A 15949-nucleotide genomic window follows, 5' to 3' on the forward strand; every position below is an offset into this window, starting at 1 on the left:
AAAACAGACCGGCCGTTCAGGCGGCAAGACATGCGCCCAAGCGCATGCGGGTCTGCATTGGATGGAACATGACCCGCCTTGTCGCCATTTCGAACCGAACCGCCGTCGACCCCAAGGCGCGGGCGGGCGGGCTCGCGGTCGCCGTATGGGAATCGCTGCAAGCTACCGGCGGCGTCTGGTTCGGCTGGAGCGGCGAGGTCGTGGAGGATGAGGCGCGCCGCTTACACGCCTTTCACGATGACGGCGTTGAATTCCTGCTCACCGATCTGACCCGCGAAGAATATGAAGGCTATTATCTGAGCTACGCCAACCGCGTCTTGTGGCCGGTGTTTCATTACCGCATCGATCTCGCCTCTTTCGACCGCGACGCCTTCACCATTTACGCCGCCGTCAATCAGCGCCTTGCGCGACAGGTCGCGCCGCGCCTGATCGAAGGCGATGTGGTGTGGGTGCATGATTATCACTTCCTGCTGATGGCGGACTCCCTGCGCCATACGGGCTGGGAAGGCCCGATCGGATTTTTCCTGCACATCCCTTTCCCGGCGCCGGAAGTGTTTCGCGCCCTGCCCGAACATCACTGGATCGCGCGCGCCCTCTGCGCCTATGACGTGGTCGGCTTTCAGGCCGAACGCGACCGCTATAATTTCGTGCAATATCTGATCGATGATTGCGGCGGCGAAGATCTCGGCGAAGGGCGGGTGCGCGTCTTCGATCGGGTGATGACGGTGAAAGCCTATCCCATCGGCATTGATGCGGACGGGTTTGTCGAAGCCGCCCATAGCGCAAAGGCGAATGAAGCCGCTGAACGCATCGGCCGGTTTCTCGGCGGGCGCGAATTCGTCATCGGCGTCGACCGCATGGATTACTCCAAGGGCCTGCCGGAACGCTTCGAGGCGGTGGGCCGCCTGTTCGACAATTTCCCCGACACGCGCGGCAAGGTCTCGGTGACGCAGATCACCCCGCCCTCGCGCTCGAAGGTCGAGGAATATCAGGAACTGCGCACCAAGCTGGACGGGCTGGCGGGGCGCATTAACGGCGATTATGGCGATCTCGACTGGATTCCTTTGCGCTACCTCGCCCGCTCCTATGAACGCGAGGAACTCGCCGGACTGTTCCGCATTGCGCGCGTCTGTCTCGTCACGCCCCTGCGCGACGGCATGAACCTTGTCTGCAAGGAATTCGTGATGGCGCAGGAAGAAGATGATCCCGGCGTTCTCATCCTGTCGGAATTCGCCGGCGCCGCCGAGCAACTTCAAGATGCGCTGATCGTTAATCCTCATGATACGGAGAATGTCGCCGAAGCGATTCACACCGCGCTCAACATGCCCCTGGAGGAACGCCAGCGCCGCTGGCGGAAACTGCGCGCCGTGACGGCGGAGCAGGATATTGGCTGGTGGCGCGAGCAGTTTCTGTCCGACCTCGCGCCTGGCGGATTGTCCTGAGCCTTGCGTTTGTGGTGTAAAGCAGCATGAGCTCCCTTTCCGCGCCGCCCCTTCCCGGCCCTGACGCCGCGCTGTTTCTCGATTTCGACGGCACGCTGGCGCCCATCCAACTCGATCCCGACGCCGTCTCCATGCCGGCCCATGGCGCGGCGATTTTATCGGCGCTGGCGGAAAAGCTCGGCGGCGCGCTGGCGATCATCAGCGGCCGCGATATGCGCGATCTGATCGCGCGCACGCCGGACGGGCTCTGGCGCGCCGGCGCTCATGGTCTTGAAATCTGCGCGCCCGGCGAGAACGCCGAAGACGCGCCCCTCGCCGCGCCGCCCGCGCTTGTCTCCGCGCTCGATCTCATCGCCGCCGGCGTTGAGGGCGCAAGGCTTGAACAAAAAGGTCCGGTGCTGGCGCTGCATTACCGCGCCGCGCCTGAAGCCGGCGACACGCTCGCGGCGGCGATGGCGAAAGTGCTCGACGGCGTTGAGGGCTATGTCATGCAGTCCGGCAAGATGGTGCATGAAGCAAAACCGATGCACGCCAATAAAGGCCGCGCGCTGGCGCAACTGATGGAGCGGGCGCCATTTGCCGGGCGCGCGCCGATCATGATAGGCGATGATGCAACCGATGAAGACGCCATCGCTTACGCCATCGAGGCGGGCGGCAAGGGCGTGAAGGTCGGCGCCGGAGACAGCCGGGCGATGTTCCGGCTTTCCGATCCCGACGATGTTTGGCGATGGCTGGAGGCGGCGGCGGCATGAGCGAAAAAAACCCAACCCCAACCGAACGGCCCAATCTCGAACTCGGCATTGTCGGCAATGGCACCATCGCCGCCCTGATCGACGAACAAGCCGATGTGGTCTGGATGTGCCTGCCGCGTTTTGACGGCGAACCGGTGTTCAACCAACTGGTCGGCGGCGAAGGGGTTTTCTCCATCGCGCTGTCCGGCCTGTGCGCGACGCGTCAGCGTTATCTGAAAAACACCGCCGTATTGGAAACCGTGCTGGAGGCCGAAGACGGCTCCGCCATTTCCATCACCGATTTCGCGCCGCGCTTTTTCGACAAGGGCCGCACTTTCCGCCCTGCCTCCATCGTGCGGCGGGTGACGCCCTTGCGCGGCATGCCGAAAATCTCGGTGACGCTGAAAGCGCAGACCGATCGCGGCGCGAGCGAAATGGCGCCGACGCGCGGCGTCTCCCATATCCGTTTCAAGAACGACCAGGCGGGCTTTCGCCTCACCACCAATGCGCCGGTCTCCTACATTATGGGCAGCCAGGAATTCGTCCTCGACCGCGAGGCGAGTTTTATTCTGGGTCCGGATGAATCGCTTTCCGACAATCCGGCGGTGATGGCGACCGAATGGGAAAAACGCACTCTCGCGGATTGGCGCGGCTGGGCGCGGCGCCTCGCCGTGCCGCCAGTCTGGCAGGAGGCGGTGATCCGCGCCGCCATCACCTTGAAACTCTGCGTCTATGAAGAAACCGGCGGCATCGTCGCGGCGCTCACCACATCGATCCCCGAACATGGCGGCTCAGAGCGCAATTGGGATTACCGGTTCTGCTGGCTGCGCGACGCCTATTTCACGGTGACAGCGCTTAATCGCCTGTCGGCGGTCGGCACGCTGGAGCATTACCTTTCTTATCTGCGCAACACCGTCGCCCACACCAAGGGCGGACACATCCAGCCGGTCTACGGAATCTCCCTGGAAGAAGACCTGATCGAAGCGACGGCGCCCGATCTTAAAGGCTATCGCGATATGGGTCCGGTGCGCTTCGGCAATCAGGCGGCGGAACATATTCAGCATGATGTTTACGGCCATGTGATTCTCGGCGCGTCCCAGGCGTTTTTCGACGAGCGTCTGCTGACCCAGGCCGGGCCGCTGGAGTTTGAACAATTCGAGCAAGTGGGAGAGCGCGCCTGGGCGGTCTACACCACGCCCGATGCGGGCATCTGGGAATATCGCGGGCGTGAAAATGTGCACACATCCTCGGCGATCATGTGCTGGGCCGCCTGCGACCGGCTTTCGCGCATCGCCGATCATCTCGGCCGCGATGATCGCATGAGCTATTGGCGCGGCCGCGCCGACGCCATGCGCGCCGTTATCTTAAAAGAAGCCTGGCATGAAAAACGCAATGCCTTCACCGGCGCCTTTGGCGGGGAAGAGCTTGACGCGTCCGTGTTGCTGATGGCGGAGATCGGATTCATCGACCCCATGGACCCGCGCTATGTGGCGACGGTCGAGCGCGTCGATGAAGAACTGCGCGAGGGCTATCACGTCTATCGCTATCGCGCGGAAGACGATTTCGGCAAGCCGCAAACAGCCTTCACCGCTTGCACCTTCTGGCATATTGACGCGCTGGCGCGCATTGGCCGCAAGGATGAAGCGCGCGCCATGTTTGAAGACGTGCTCGCGCATCGCACCAAGCTCGGCCTGTTGTCGGAAGACATTGACGTTGCTAAGGGCGAATTGTGGGGGAACTTCCCGCAGACCTATTCCATGGCGGGGATCATCAACGCCGCCGCGCGGCTCTCTCCGCGCTGGGATGAAGTGGTCTAGCGCCTAGCCTTCGCCGCCGGCGAAATGGGTCATCGCCCCTATTGCGACGGCGACAGGGGCGCAAGGCCGAGATCGGCGCGTTCGGCGTTGATCCGGGTCATCATCTCCGCCTGAATCGCCTGAAACTCCTCGTTTCCGCGCAAATCGGCGAACGTCACAGGCCAGAAAGTCGGCGCCCACAGGCCGCCTTTTTCCTGCACCGTTCTCAGATGCGCGAGGGCGCCGGCATCGTCGTCCTTCAAAAGCGCCAGCTCCGCCGCCAACAACCAGTGCCACCACGAGTCGCTGCCGTTTTTGACCTGGACGGCATAGGCTTCCTCCAACATGGCGAGCGCTTCGGCGAACTCGGTCTTGCGGCCGAGTTTTTTATAGGAATAGGCAAGCGACCCGAGCCAGTCCGAGGCCGATGTCGGCGAATCCGCCGCAACGCTCGCGAGATCGCCGAAATTGTCGCTGAGATAGTCCGCCGACTCTTTGTATCGCCCGGCGCGGGCGTTCACGGCGAAGGTCGAATAGAGAATCGCCGGATCGCCATAATCGAGTTTCGGCAAGGCCGCGACCGCCGCCAGCGCTTCCTCCTTGCGCCCCATGACATAGAGAATTTCCGGTTTATCGCTGGGAATAGAGATATTGAGCGCTTCCTCCAGTTCGCCGACCTGGAGCAGCGTTGTCGAATATTGATAGCGCAGCACGTTGCTGTTGGAATTCTCCGATGACTGACGAAAATATTCAATGGCGAGAGACAGATCGCCGGACGCTTTAGCAATCATGCCGCGCGCCAGAAGAACAACCGGCGTTTCTCCGCCGATGCGCGCGACGCGCTCGGTGAGGGCGGCGACCTTGTCCATCTGCCCCCTTGTGGCGTACCCGCCGACAAGATTGGCGAAGGCGGGTCCATAAAGCGGATCGCGCTCGAAAATCGCCTCATAGGCGGCGAGCGCCTCGTCGATGCGCCCTGCGTCGAGATACAAAATGCCGAGCCAGTTCCGCGCATCGGACAGCGTCGGATTGAGCTCCAGCGCGCGCTGCAGCGGCGCCGCTCTTTCCTCGAACGTCCCGCCGCCGCCGTATCGTTGAAGGCCGAGCGCGGCATGCGCCTCGGCGAGACTGGGGTCAAGCGCAATTGCTTTTTCGGCAAACTTTTTCGCTATCCGGTCGGCCTCGTCCACCGGCATATCGCCATAGGAGCTTGAGCTGCCCGACAGCAGGGACGCCACGATAGCGCGTTGCGCATAGGCGGGCGCGAATTCGGGATCAAGCTCAATGGCGCGGTCGAGCATCTGCGCCGCCTCGTTCATCTTTTCGGCTTCGCGCGTATAGATGCGCTGGCGCGCGAGCAGATAGAGATCATAAGCGGCGAGATCAGACGGCGCCGCCGTTTCTGCGGCATTCGCCCCGCCCATCAGTTCGGCCCTCAAGGCGCCGCCGATCTTTGCGGCGATGGCGTCCTGCACCGCGAAAATGTCGTTCAAATCGCCATCATAGGTGTCTGAGAAAACATGATAGCCGTCGCTCGCCTTGATGAGCTGGGCGGTGACGCGGATTTTCTCGCCAGCCTTGCGGACGGAGCCTTCGAGAATATAGGCGACATCGAGCAATTCGCCGATCTCGCGCAAATCGCGATTGTCGCCCTTGAAGGCGAAAGACGATGTGCGGCCCGCGACTTTCAGGGCGCGCGTCTTGGCGAGCACGTTGAGCAGCTCTTCCGATAATCCGTCTGCGAAATATTCCTGATCGCCGCTTGGCGAGAGATCGACAAAGGGCAGCACCGCGATGGATTTGTCGCCGGGCGCCGAGGCGGGCGCGGCTGACGCCGGCGCGGCATCGGGAATTTCGGCGGCGGCGACGGCGGCTTGCGCCGCCCCGTCAGCGCGGTGGGGCATGACGCGGTCGGCAATCACGATGACCGCGACCAGCACCAGCCCGATCAGGATCGCATAGTCGAGCTTGCGTCCGGTCTTTGCGGCGATGCTTTCGCTGGGAGCGACCGCCTGGGTGCGTTTCATCCCCTCCGGGGTCATCTCGAAGGCCCAGGCGAACAGCAGCGCCACCGGAAATCCGGCAAGCACCAGCACGATAAAGAAGGTGTCGGTCCAGACTGGCAGGCCGAGCGGGACCTTGACCGCGACGATCACCTGAATGATCAGCCAGCCGGTCACAGCGTAAACGCCAGCGACACGGAAGACATTGCGCCGCCGCAGTTCCTGAAACAAAGAGCCCATACGCCCCCCGGGACGGTTTCCAAACGGCGTTTTATCATAAGCCGGCTGGGAAGTCTCCGCCGCGTGCGACCTAAACCCTAAGAAATTCAGGCGCTTCCCGCGCTTGCACCGGGCCGGGCAAGGCCCTATCTCCCGCCCATGCCAAGTTTTGACGACATCGCCGGCGATTTCACCTTCCTCGATGAATGGGACGAGCGTTACAAATATCTGATCGATCTCGGGCGCAATCTGGAGCCCTATCCGGAAGGCTTCCGCGATGACGCTCATAAGGTGCGCGGTTGCGCCAGCCAGGTCTGGCTCTATGCCGATCATCGGGGCGATGCGATTACGCTGAAGGGCGACAGCGACGCGCATATCGTCAAGGGCCTCGTGGCGCTGATGCTGGCGCTGTATTCCGGCAAGACGCCGGCGGAGATTCTGGCCATTGATCCGGAGGCGGCCCTCGCGCCTTTCGACCTGAAAGATCACCTCACGCCGCAGCGTTCCAACGGGCTCGCCTCGATGGTCAAACGCATTCGCGACATCGCCGCCGCCGCTTAACCCGCCTGATGCTGATTAAGACGGCGCACGACCATGGCTTTTTTCTCAAGCGCAGGCCGCCGCGTAAACAATCCCGCCGCTTCCGCATCGCGGATGCGATCGCGCAATAGCCGCTCCATATAATCAAGCTGCAACTCGATCACCGGACTGTCGCGGCTGTCTTCGATATTGATGCAGGCATGCGACACGGTTGAGCGGTCGCGATGGAAAAATTCAGAGACTTCATTCAGCGTTAATTGCCCGACCACATGGGCGAGATACATCGCGATCTGGCGGGCGCGCGACAACGCCGCCCCTCGCCGATCCGACGCCATAAGCTCCGCATGAGGAATGCTGTAGGCCTCGCACACGATTTCTTTCGCCATGCGCGCGATCAACCGGCAAGCGGTCTGTGAAAAGCGGTCCGATTTCTTCGGCATGTCACCTCCCGTCTGAGAGGCTCAGCGCAAAAAACGGGCCTCTATTGGGAGGTATGATAAATGCCGCAAAAAAAGCGGGGATGACGCGCCGTCGTCCTAATTGCGCGCGCGTTAAGGTTGATTGCGCGCTGCGGCGCAAAAAACCTTAGGCGAGGAAAGAGATAACCAGCACGAGCCCCAGCAAAACCGCGGTCCACAGCGCCATGAAGCCAATCGGCCAGGCCCGCGCGAGCTGTCCTTCCGGTCCGTGCACGTTGTAAATCCGCGCCATCAGCGCTTGCACATTGCCGGAGAAAATCCCCCATAGCGCGATCCATGTTGCGCGCGACGCACCAGCCGCCCATCCCAAAAGCGCGCGGCCAGGCACGCGCCAGAGCCAATCGAAGTCGAGATTGGTGGACGGCACTTCCGCCGGATACCATTTCAGGAGCACCAGCACCGCAAAGGCCAGCACCGCCCAGAGCAGGAGCTGAAGCTGCTCGACAATGTGATAGGCCGTATAGGGGTGGTAATCGGCGATCGCCGCCTGATCGGGCATTAGCGCATAAAGCGGGTCCGGATAGACGCCGAGCCCGATGCACAGCACCGCCGCAATGCCCATCGCGATGGTCATGCCGAGCGGCGCTTCTTTCGGGCGCTTGCCGCTGTCATGAGCGAAGAAGGTGAAGAACGGAATCTTGATGCCCGCATGTTCAAGAACGCCAGCCGATGCAAACAGCAGCACCAGCCAGATCCAGATCATATGCGCCTCGCCCGCCGCATTGATGATGAGGCCCTTGGTGACGAAGCCGAGCGTGCCGGGGAAAGCCGAGATCGACAGCGCGCCGACAATGCAAAGCCCCATGGTGATCGGCATGGTCTTGTAGAGCCCGCCCAGCTCGGTCGCTTTCGACGTGCCGGTCCGGTACATCGCCGCGCCCAGCGCCATGAACAGCAAGCCTTCGAAAATGATATTGCCGAAAGCGTAGCCCGCCGCGCCGTTGATCGCGCCAAAGCCGATGGCCACCACCATGAATCCCACCTGGTTGTTGATGGAATAGGTGAGAACTTTTCTGAGATCATTTTCGATGAGCGCGAAGAAGATCGGGAAGATCGTCATCACCGCGCCGATATATACCAGCTCAATCTGGCCGGGGAAGGCGCGCGCCAGCGAATAGACCGCAAGCTTGGTGGTGAATATCGACAGGATGATCGCGCCGGTGATCGTCGATTTCGGATAGGCGTCCTGCACCCAGTTATGAAGCAGCGGAAATGCCGCCTTGATGCCGAAGGCGAGGAACATGACCAGCGCGGAAAACTTCAATGCGCCGCTGGCGTCGCGCAGGCCGACGAAATCAAAGGCCAGCGATCCGGTCTCGCGATAGGTCAGGACAATGCCGCCAAGCAGCAACACGCCCGACAGGATCTGGATCGCCAGATAGCGCATGCCCGCGAGATAGGTGACCCGCGTGCCCGGCGCCCAGACGAGGAAGACCGAAGTGATCGCCGCCATCTCCCACCAGAAGAACAGGGTGACGAGATCGCCGGCGAGAACGCCGCCCAGCGCCGCAGCCGGGTAAGCGAGCGTCGCAAAATTCTGCGCCCGGTCGCGCTGGCCCCAGGCGTAGATAATGTTGAGCGCAATCGCGATGTGGAACACCACCGCGAAAATCCGCGACAGCGGATCGACGCGCACCGTGGTCAGTTGTTCGCCGAACAAGGCGAGCGCGCCATATTCGCCAATGCCGAGCGTGTAGAGTTTGATCGCGGAGAACGCCGTCACCAGCAGCATCCACACCGGCGCCAGATGGCGCGGCAGGAAGAACAGGACAAAGGCGCCGACCGTCAGGATGACGGCGGGGCTGGCGAGAAAGGCGTCGAAAAGCGCGGTCATCTATTCACGCTCCTCATAGTAATTTTCCTTGCGGCCCACGAGCTTGCGCAAATGCTGGCCAACGAGGACGATAAACATGAAGGCGGCAAAGCCCCAGACCGCGAAAAACACGCCCCAGCCTTCAGCCTTGAAATGCGGATGCGGGTTTTGAAAGGCGGGCACGAAACCGGCGACAGCGGCGAGAATGCCCGCGACGACAAGCACGCCGAGAAACGCATTGCGGAAGCCCTTGGTGTCGGCCCAGCCGGACTTTTCGTCGGGATTGTTTTGGTGATTATCGCTCATAGCACAGACTCCGTGACCGGTGCGCTGTTCACCTCCCCTTGCAAAGGGGAGGTCGAAAATTTTGCGGAAATTTTCGGGTGGGGATCAAAGGACAAGCGATCCCCCCTAGCCCCCCCTTTTCAAGGGGGGAATAATCGCAACCGAACTCACAGACAGAGACATCACAGCCCCCCGATCAGCGGCGTGTGGGAATTGCTTAGCAAGCTGGAGGAGAAGATGCCCGTTAGCTCCTTCTCTCCAATCCCGAAAGGGAAGATTCCGTGTGAGGACATGTCTTCAAAAAATGAAGTCAATATATAGGCCGATACCGACAAAATAATCAGCGCCCATACGGCAATGGTCCATTTTGGCCAGGCATCGCTGGGTTGCCAAATAAAAACCCTGGGAAATCTATGCCCAAACAAAACATATCGCGTGATGGATATCAGACTCATGATCGCCATGAGAACGAACACCACCAAGAAGATTTCAATCAGCGTGACCGGCGCAATCTCCATCACTGCCCCCCGATCAGCGGCGTGAGGAAATTATAAAGCGGGTCGGCGAAGAAGAAGAGCAGGAAGGCGCCGGCGGCCGTCACCATGGGCGGCGCGAGGCACAGGATCGGCGCTTCTTTCAGCGCGCCCCATTTGATGCCCGCGCCTTCGCCGCCGGTTTCATTGACCCCTTGCGGTTTCGCATCGCCTTCCGCGGGGCTCATATAGAACGCCTGCACCGGAATGGAGAGCAGATAGATCACATTGAGGATCGAGGAGACCATCAGCACCGCGATGATCGCCAGTTGTCCCGCATCCGCCGCGCCGAGCATCAAAAAGAATTTCGGCCATGACCCCGCCATGGGCGGCAGGCCGATAATCGACATCGCGCCCAGAAAAAACGCGCCGAAGGTGAACGGCATGATCCGGCCCATGCCGCGCATCTCAGAGACCAGCGTCTTGTGATGCGCCACGTAAATCGCGCCGGCGCACATGAAGAGGGTCATCTTGCCGAGCGCGTGGGCGGCGATCTGCATCGCCCCGCCCATCACGCCCATATTGGTGGCGAGCATGGCGCCCAGTGTCACATAGGAAAGCTGTGACACGGTGGAATAGGCGAGCCGGGCTTTCAGATTGTCTTTGTGCATCGCGATCGCCGAAGCGAGCAGGATCGAGCCGCCGGCGATCCACATAAACGGCGTCGCCGCGCCGGTCGCCGACAAAAAGTCGACGCCAAAAATATAGACCGCGACTTTCAGGACGGAGAACACGCCCGCCTTGACCACCGCAACCGCATGCAGGAAGGCCGAAACCGGGGTCGGCGCGACCATGGCGTTGGGGAGCCAGGGATGCGCCGGCATCAAGGCCGCCTTGCCGATGCCGAACACATAAAGCCCCATCAGCACGCCAGCGATGGGCGCCACCGCATCGGAATGGGCGGCCATGATGCCGCCAACGGTGAAGTCGGTGGTGCCGGTGATCGCGTAAGTCCAGACAATCGCCGGTAGCAGCAGGCCGATGGATGTGGCCATCAAGACGCCGAGATAGATGCGACCGCCCTTGCGCGCTTTTTCGTCGCCATAATGGGTGACCAGTGGGAAGGTCGACAGCGTCAGCACTTCATAGAAGATGAACAGCGTGAACAGGTTCGACGCGAAGGCGACGCCCATGGCCGCGGAGATCGCCACCGCAAAGGACATGTAAAAGCGCGTCTGGTTGGTCTCGTGATGGCCGCGCATATAGCCGATGGAATAGACCGAATTGACGATCCAGAGCCCTGACGCAATCACCGCGAAAAGCGCGCCCAGCGGTTCCGCCTCAAAGGCGATGGGCAAGCCGTCGATCACCGTCATCATCTCGAAGGACGGGCGCGCGCCGCCAGCCACCGCCGCAAACACGGTCAGCGCCAGCGAGAACAGGATAACGCCGGAGATCAGCGTCGCCGCTTCGCGCAGGTTCGGTTGCTTGTCGAGCAGCCAGATGGCGATGAAGCCGGCCAGCGGCACGCCAAGGCTTAACGGAATAGCGAGATTGGCGTCGATCATGGCGCGCCTCCCGCCATCGCCATCAGCGCTTCAGCGGCGCGGGTCGCGATGCCGCCGGTCAAATCGGTGCGGATGCCGAAATAAATATTGGCGAAAACGAGTATCCACATGGGGATCAGCATGGAGAGCGGCGCCTCTTCTTTCGCCATGGCGTATTTGCCCTCTTCCGGCGGGTCGCGCAGCAACATGACTTCCGCGACGCGGCCCACATAAGCGAGCGCGATCAGCGAAGAGGCGACGATCAAAAAGCCTGCATACCAGTGGCCGGCTTCAAAGGCGGCTTCAAGCAAATACCATTTGGAAATGAACCCGACAGTGAGCGGCACGCCGATCAGCGACAACCCGCTGAGCAGGAACGCCCAGGTGGTGACCGGCATGCGTTTGGACAGGCCGGCGAAAGCGTGGATCGAATGGGAGCCCGCGCGCAGGACGACGCAACCGACCGCCATGAACAAGGCGCCCTTCATCAGCGCGTGGTTGAACACATGCACCAGCGTCGCGGTCAGCCCCTCAACCGTCGCGAAGGAAAGACCGAGCAGCATATAGCCGATCTGCGCCACCGAGGAGTAAGCGAGCATGCGCTTCACGTCATCCTGGAACAGCGCCACCAGAGACGCGATGAACATGCCGGCGAGGCCGAGCGGCAGCAGCACATAGGTGAAGGCCGCACCGATAAAGGCGAAATCGAAATTGAAGATCGAAAAGAAAAAGCGGATCAGCACATAGACCGCGACCTTGGTCGCCGTCGCCGCAACAAAAGCCGTCACCGCCGACGGCGCATAAGTGTAAGCGCCGGGCAGCCACAGATGCAGCGGGAACATGGCGAGCTTCAGCCCGATGCCGACCAGGATGAAGGCGAAGCCGGCCGAGACCATGCGGTTGTCCTGGCCCACCAGCTTGTCCGCGAGGTCGCCCATATTGAGCGTGCCGGTCGCCTGATACAAAAGCCCGATGCCGATGACGAAGAAGGTCGCGCCGATCGTGCCCATGACCAGATAGTTGAACGCGGAGGTCAGCGCCCGGCGGTCGCGCCGCGCGCCCATGGCGATCAGCGCGTAAGTCGACAGGGACGAGATTTCGAGAAACACAAAGACGTTGAAGGCGTCGCCGGTAATCGTCACGCCCAGAAGACCGGTCATGCAGATCAGCATGGCGCTGTAGAAAAGCGGCGTCTGACGCTCGTCTATTTCCAGTTGCACCGAGCGATAGGCGTAAGGAAACACCACCGCCGCCAGGCCCGACACCAGCAACAGAACCAGCGCATTGGCGAGGTCAACGCGATATTCAATGCCGATGGGCGGGGCCCAATCGCCAAGATGATAGGAGATCGGTCCATTGGCGGAGACCTCCTGCATCAAGGCGATGCAAGCGGCGAAAGTCAGCCACGCGAACAGGCACGCCCATAGATGCGGCGCCCGCCCCTTGGGCAGGAGCAGCGTGATCGGCGCCGCCATGATCGGCATGATGACCGGCAAAACGGGAAGTTGGGCGATCAGACTCATGCGGCCGCTCCCGATTGCTGAGCGCCGGCCTGATGGCCGAACTCGGCGATTTCGTCCGCAGCTTCCAATTCGTCTTCTTCAATCGTGCCGTAGGCTTCGCGAATGCGCACGGCGAGGGCGAGGCCCACCGCCGTCGTCGCGACGCCGACCACAATCGCGGTGAGGATCAGCACATGGGGAAGCGGGTTGGTGTAGACGACCGCTTCGGCGGCGCTATGCAAGGCGTCTGCGGCGCCCGATACGGCGCCATGCGCGGCGTCGCCGGCGACATCAAAACCGCCCGCATCGGGAAGCGGCGGCGCCTTGTCCGCATGGGAGCTAATGGTGTTGGCGATCTTGCCGCCCGCTTCGGGCAATTCATGCAGCGACGCGCCGTCATGGGGTTCGGGCGCATGTTTCAGCGCGTCACTCAACTCATTGCCATGGTCCAGCGCGCTATTGTCGATCTTGGCGTGCAGCGCCTCAACGCCCTGTTCGCCGCCATGCCCGGCCGCAGCGCCGTGATCGCCGCCTTCTTCCGATCCATGATGGGCCGCCGCCTCAAGCTCGCCGCCCATATAGATCGGCGCCGTGCCGCCGGCGATCTTGCCGATGGAGATGTAGTAGATGAACACCGAGGTCTGAAAAATATTGAGACCGACAATCTTCTTCACCAGATTGCCGCGCGCAAAAACGGTGTAGAGCCCGGTCATCATCAGCACGATGAAGATCCAGTAATTATACCGTTCAAGCGCGAAAGTGAGCCAGTCGTCCATCGTCTACCAGTCTTCCTGATCGATGTCGGGCTCGCGGCCGGTGAAATGATAGAAGATCGTCAGCATGGTCGACGCCACCGCGACCCCGACGCCCCATTCCACCAGCAAGATGCCGTAATGCTGACCTGCATGATGCGTCGAATTCGGCGCCAGCGCGTCATAGCCGAGCAGGTTCGCGCCAAGCAGCATGGTGACGAGCCCCGTGCCCGCATAAAACAGAAAGCCGAGCACCATCAAAATCGTCAGCGCCTTTTGCGGCAGCACTTTCTTGGTCTCTTCAAGGCCGACGCAGAAAGCGTGCAGGATAAAGGCCACCGCGAAAATCACGCCCGCCTGGAAGCCGCCGCCGGGGCCGTAATCACCGTGAAACTGCACATAAAACGCATAAAGGATGATCGGCGCGAACATCAGCTTCATCGTCACTCTGAGAATGAGATGATCCATTATTCACCCTTCCCGGAACTGGCGCTGGTCGTTGCATTCTGTTCGGGCGCCGGGTCGGTGACTTCGCGGCCGCCGCGCACGGAGCCAATGCCGAGCAAGAGCATCACCGCAACGCCGGCGGCGAAAATCACCATGGTCTCGCCCATCGTGTCGAAGCCGCGATAGCTGGCCAAAATCGCCGTGACGATATTGGGCATCGGAATTTCCGACGCGGCGAGTTCCACATATTGCTGGCCGACGCCGTCATTGGCGGGCGCGCTCGGATCGCCGAAAGCGGGCATGTCCAGCGTCGCATAAAACAGCGCCGCGCCCGTCGCGACCACCGCCGCCAGCGCGACCGGCGCGCGGCCCGGCGTCTTCGGCTTTTCGCGCCGCGCCGTCAGCAACATGCCGGCGAGCATCAAGACGGTTGAAATCCCCGCGCCCACCGCCGCCTCGGTGAAGGCCACATCCACCGCATCGAGCGACACGAAAAAGGACGCGGACAGAAGCGAGTAAATCCCCGACAGCATGACGACGGCGAAGAGATGGCGCGAGCGCAACATCGCCACCGCCACCAGAAACAGCATGGTCAGCAGCGCCAGATCGAGAAACACGATCGGCGACATGGCGGTTTCAAAACTCGTCATTCGCCGTCCTCCTTATAGCGCAGCTCAGGCCCGACAAGCGGCTTGAAGCCCACCATCCAGGCGGCGTGCGCAATCGCATGGGTGGCGACCGGCGAAGTGAAGAACATGAACGCGCCGATGAAGAACAATTTCATCGCTATGATCCAGGTCGGCGCCTGAAACAGCATGCCGATCAGAATCATTTCCGCGCCGCCCGTATCGGTGACGCCGGCGGCGTGAAGGCGCGTGTAAAAATCCGGGAAACGCACAATCCCCAAGGCGCCGGAAATGACGGCGAGCCCGCCAAACAGGAAACAGGCCCAGGAGATGACATTGCGATAGAATTCGATATCCGCCCAGAATTGCGCGATCTGTTCGCTCATGACGCCTCCTCGCGGGAGCTGCGATAAGAGAAGAACCGCAGGATCGCCAGGGTCGATGCGAAATTGATCAGCGCATAAAGCAGCGCGATATCGAGGAAATCCGGCCTTCCGGTGAGGAAGCCCATGAGCCCGATCAGCAGCACGGTTTTGGTGCCGAAGGAGTTGCCGGCGAGAATGCGGTCATAAAGCGACGGGCCCGCAAAGGCGCGCACAAGCGTCAGCACCATGGCGGCGAGAACAGCGGCGGTGGCGGCGGCGAACATTATTTCGCGCCCCCTTCGCAAGCGGCGATGCGCGCGCCCATATCGGTGATCGCCGCGACGTCGCTCAACTCTTCCGTCAGGCCATGCACCAGAATGCCGCCTTCGCGCAGATCGACCGACACCGTGCCCGGCGTCAAGGTGATGGAATTGGCGAAGGTCGCCATGCCGACCGGGCTTTTCGGCGGGCATGGGACGACAAACATTTTCGGCGAAAGCTTTGGTTCGACGGAAAGCGCCTGACGCATGACGATGAGATTGGCCTTGCCGATTTCCCCGGCGAGCCAGCCCCAATACAGAAAGATCTTCGGCATCAGGCTGGTCGGCACGCTGTCATCGTCCATCACCTTGGCGCGCACGGCGAGCCACGCCGTGACCAGCACCGAAATCGCGCCCAGACCGAGCAGCAGCGCCTTGTCGAAATAACCCGACAGCAGCAGCCACAATGCGGCCAGCGCCAGAACGAGGATGATAAACCGCCCCATCAGCCCTCTTGGAGGAACCTCTCTTTTGCCCCGGCCGCCAATCAGAATTTGGCGGCGCCGCCGAATGAAATGTCGCCAGCGCAGGAATAAAGACGCAACGCGCAGGAGACAACAGAAACCGAAGCGCCAGCGGGAACCGCCTTGCGCGACACAGCGCAGCAGG

The 15949-nt window shown here is 61.5% G+C and carries 17 protein-coding genes; 4 read left to right on the forward strand and 13 right to left on the reverse strand.

The window, feature by feature from the left end; all coding sequences use genetic code 11:
- The first annotated feature begins 68 nt into the window (after positions 1-68).
- The 3 genes from AC0L8G_RS19145 to AC0L8G_RS19155 are packed head-to-tail and all read left to right on the forward strand — an operon-like array spanning position 69 to position 3990.
- Positions 69-1442, forward strand: a complete 1374-nt coding sequence (locus AC0L8G_RS19145) for an alpha,alpha-trehalose-phosphate synthase (UDP-forming) (protein WP_473385776.1) — start codon at positions 69-71, stop codon at positions 1440-1442.
- Between the two features lie 26 nt (positions 1443-1468).
- Positions 1469-2194: a trehalose-phosphatase gene (gene otsB / locus AC0L8G_RS19150; protein ID WP_473385777.1), complete on the forward strand. Its 726-nt coding sequence runs from the start codon at positions 1469-1471 to the stop codon at positions 2192-2194.
- Positions 2191-3990: a glycoside hydrolase family 15 protein gene (locus tag AC0L8G_RS19155; RefSeq protein WP_473385778.1), complete on the forward strand. Its 1800-nt coding sequence runs from the start codon at positions 2191-2193 to the stop codon at positions 3988-3990. The genes otsB and AC0L8G_RS19155 overlap by 4 nt, the downstream gene beginning before the upstream one ends.
- A 38-nt stretch (positions 3991-4028) precedes the next feature.
- On the opposite strand, the gene AC0L8G_RS19160 is transcribed toward AC0L8G_RS19155, so the two are convergent.
- A complete protein-coding gene (locus tag AC0L8G_RS19160) occupies positions 4029-6212 on the reverse strand; it encodes a tetratricopeptide repeat protein (protein ID WP_473385779.1) in 2184 nt (727 codons plus the stop codon).
- A gap of 138 nt (positions 6213-6350) precedes the next feature.
- Here AC0L8G_RS19160 and AC0L8G_RS19165 point away from each other — a divergent pair, with 138 nt between their 5' ends.
- Complete coding sequence (locus tag AC0L8G_RS19165) at positions 6351-6752, forward strand: SufE family protein (RefSeq protein ID WP_473385780.1); 402 nt, start codon at positions 6351-6353, stop codon at positions 6750-6752.
- On the opposite strand, the gene AC0L8G_RS19170 is transcribed toward AC0L8G_RS19165, so the two are convergent.
- The 12 genes from AC0L8G_RS19170 to AC0L8G_RS19225 all read right to left on the reverse strand — a co-directional run bounded on the left by AC0L8G_RS19170 (position 6749) and on the right by AC0L8G_RS19225 (position 15786).
- Positions 6749-7171 (reverse strand): helix-turn-helix domain-containing protein, encoded by a 423-nt coding sequence (locus AC0L8G_RS19170; protein ID WP_473385781.1) that lies wholly within the window; start codon positions 7169-7171, stop codon positions 6749-6751. The genes AC0L8G_RS19165 and AC0L8G_RS19170 overlap by 4 nt on opposite strands.
- Positions 7172-7316: 145 nt before the next feature.
- Entirely contained in the window at positions 7317-9044 is a 1728-nt protein-coding gene (locus AC0L8G_RS19175; protein ID WP_473385782.1) for a Na(+)/H(+) antiporter subunit D, read from the reverse strand.
- The gene (locus AC0L8G_RS19180; RefSeq protein ID WP_473385783.1) at positions 9045-9329 is read right to left on the reverse strand and encodes a hypothetical protein; all 285 of its coding nucleotides are present in this window, start codon (positions 9327-9329) and stop codon (positions 9045-9047) included. It abuts the gene before it with no gap.
- Between the two features lie 161 nt (positions 9330-9490).
- Positions 9491-9826, reverse strand: a complete 336-nt coding sequence (locus tag AC0L8G_RS19185) for a hypothetical protein (protein WP_473385784.1) — start codon at positions 9824-9826, stop codon at positions 9491-9493.
- Positions 9826-11349 carry a proton-conducting transporter transmembrane domain-containing protein gene (locus AC0L8G_RS19190; protein WP_473385785.1) on the reverse strand — a complete coding sequence of 508 codons (1524 nt, stop codon included), beginning with the start codon at positions 11347-11349 and terminating at the stop codon, positions 9826-9828. Before AC0L8G_RS19190 ends, AC0L8G_RS19185 begins: the two co-directional genes overlap by 1 nt.
- The gene (locus AC0L8G_RS19195) at positions 11346-12851 is read right to left on the reverse strand and encodes a monovalent cation/H+ antiporter subunit D family protein (RefSeq protein WP_473385786.1); all 1506 of its coding nucleotides are present in this window, start codon (positions 12849-12851) and stop codon (positions 11346-11348) included. The genes AC0L8G_RS19190 and AC0L8G_RS19195 overlap by 4 nt, the downstream gene beginning before the upstream one ends.
- A complete protein-coding gene (locus AC0L8G_RS19200; protein WP_473385787.1) occupies positions 12848-13606 on the reverse strand; it encodes a sodium:proton antiporter in 759 nt (252 codons plus the stop codon). Before AC0L8G_RS19200 ends, AC0L8G_RS19195 begins: the two co-directional genes overlap by 4 nt.
- Before the next feature lie 3 nt (positions 13607-13609).
- Positions 13610-14050: a Na(+)/H(+) antiporter subunit B gene (locus tag AC0L8G_RS19205; RefSeq protein WP_473385788.1), complete on the reverse strand. Its 441-nt coding sequence runs from the start codon at positions 14048-14050 to the stop codon at positions 13610-13612.
- Entirely contained in the window at positions 14050-14679 is a 630-nt protein-coding gene (locus AC0L8G_RS19210) for a DUF4040 domain-containing protein (protein ID WP_473385789.1), read from the reverse strand. The genes AC0L8G_RS19205 and AC0L8G_RS19210 overlap by 1 nt, the downstream gene beginning before the upstream one ends.
- Positions 14676-15041: a monovalent cation/H(+) antiporter subunit G gene (gene mnhG / locus AC0L8G_RS19215; RefSeq protein WP_473385790.1), complete on the reverse strand. Its 366-nt coding sequence runs from the start codon at positions 15039-15041 to the stop codon at positions 14676-14678. The genes AC0L8G_RS19210 and mnhG overlap by 4 nt, the downstream gene beginning before the upstream one ends.
- A complete protein-coding gene (locus AC0L8G_RS19220; protein WP_473385791.1) occupies positions 15038-15304 on the reverse strand; it encodes an MrpF/PhaF family protein in 267 nt (88 codons plus the stop codon). The genes mnhG and AC0L8G_RS19220 overlap by 4 nt, the downstream gene beginning before the upstream one ends.
- Positions 15304-15786 carry a Na+/H+ antiporter subunit E gene (locus AC0L8G_RS19225; protein WP_473385792.1) on the reverse strand — a complete coding sequence of 161 codons (483 nt, stop codon included), beginning with the start codon at positions 15784-15786 and terminating at the stop codon, positions 15304-15306. The genes AC0L8G_RS19220 and AC0L8G_RS19225 overlap by 1 nt, the downstream gene beginning before the upstream one ends.
- Positions 15787-15949: the final 163 nt, after the last annotated feature.

It is taken from the genome of Hyphococcus sp. D3-15 (genome assembly GCF_055809375.1).

Coding starts and splice junctions, on each gene's coding strand:
- AC0L8G_RS19145 (WP_473385776.1), top strand. CDS start 69: ATGACCCGCCTTGTCGCCATTTCGAACCGAACCGCCGTCGACCCCAAG.
- otsB (WP_473385777.1), top strand. CDS start 1,469: ATGAGCTCCCTTTCCGCGCCGCCCCTTCCCGGCCCTGACGCCGCGCTG.
- AC0L8G_RS19155 (WP_473385778.1), top strand. CDS start 2,191: ATGAGCGAAAAAAACCCAACCCCAACCGAACGGCCCAATCTCGAACTC.
- AC0L8G_RS19160 (WP_473385779.1), bottom strand. CDS start 6,212: ATGGGCTCTTTGTTTCAGGAACTGCGGCGGCGCAATGTCTTCCGTGTC.
- AC0L8G_RS19165 (WP_473385780.1), top strand. CDS start 6,351: ATGCCAAGTTTTGACGACATCGCCGGCGATTTCACCTTCCTCGATGAA.
- AC0L8G_RS19170 (WP_473385781.1), bottom strand. CDS start 7,171: ATGCCGAAGAAATCGGACCGCTTTTCACAGACCGCTTGCCGGTTGATC.
- AC0L8G_RS19175 (WP_473385782.1), bottom strand. CDS start 9,044: ATGACCGCGCTTTTCGACGCCTTTCTCGCCAGCCCCGCCGTCATCCTG.
- AC0L8G_RS19180 (WP_473385783.1), bottom strand. CDS start 9,329: ATGAGCGATAATCACCAAAACAATCCCGACGAAAAGTCCGGCTGGGCC.
- AC0L8G_RS19185 (WP_473385784.1), bottom strand. CDS start 9,826: ATGGAGATTGCGCCGGTCACGCTGATTGAAATCTTCTTGGTGGTGTTC.
- AC0L8G_RS19190 (WP_473385785.1), bottom strand. CDS start 11,349: ATGATCGACGCCAATCTCGCTATTCCGTTAAGCCTTGGCGTGCCGCTG.
- AC0L8G_RS19195 (WP_473385786.1), bottom strand. CDS start 12,851: ATGAGTCTGATCGCCCAACTTCCCGTTTTGCCGGTCATCATGCCGATC.
- AC0L8G_RS19200 (WP_473385787.1), bottom strand. CDS start 13,606: ATGGACGACTGGCTCACTTTCGCGCTTGAACGGTATAATTACTGGATC.
- AC0L8G_RS19205 (WP_473385788.1), bottom strand. CDS start 14,050: ATGGATCATCTCATTCTCAGAGTGACGATGAAGCTGATGTTCGCGCCG.
- AC0L8G_RS19210 (WP_473385789.1), bottom strand. CDS start 14,679: ATGACGAGTTTTGAAACCGCCATGTCGCCGATCGTGTTTCTCGATCTG.
- mnhG (WP_473385790.1), bottom strand. CDS start 15,041: ATGAGCGAACAGATCGCGCAATTCTGGGCGGATATCGAATTCTATCGC.
- AC0L8G_RS19220 (WP_473385791.1), bottom strand. CDS start 15,304: ATGTTCGCCGCCGCCACCGCCGCTGTTCTCGCCGCCATGGTGCTGACG.
- AC0L8G_RS19225 (WP_473385792.1), bottom strand. CDS start 15,786: ATGGGGCGGTTTATCATCCTCGTTCTGGCGCTGGCCGCATTGTGGCTG.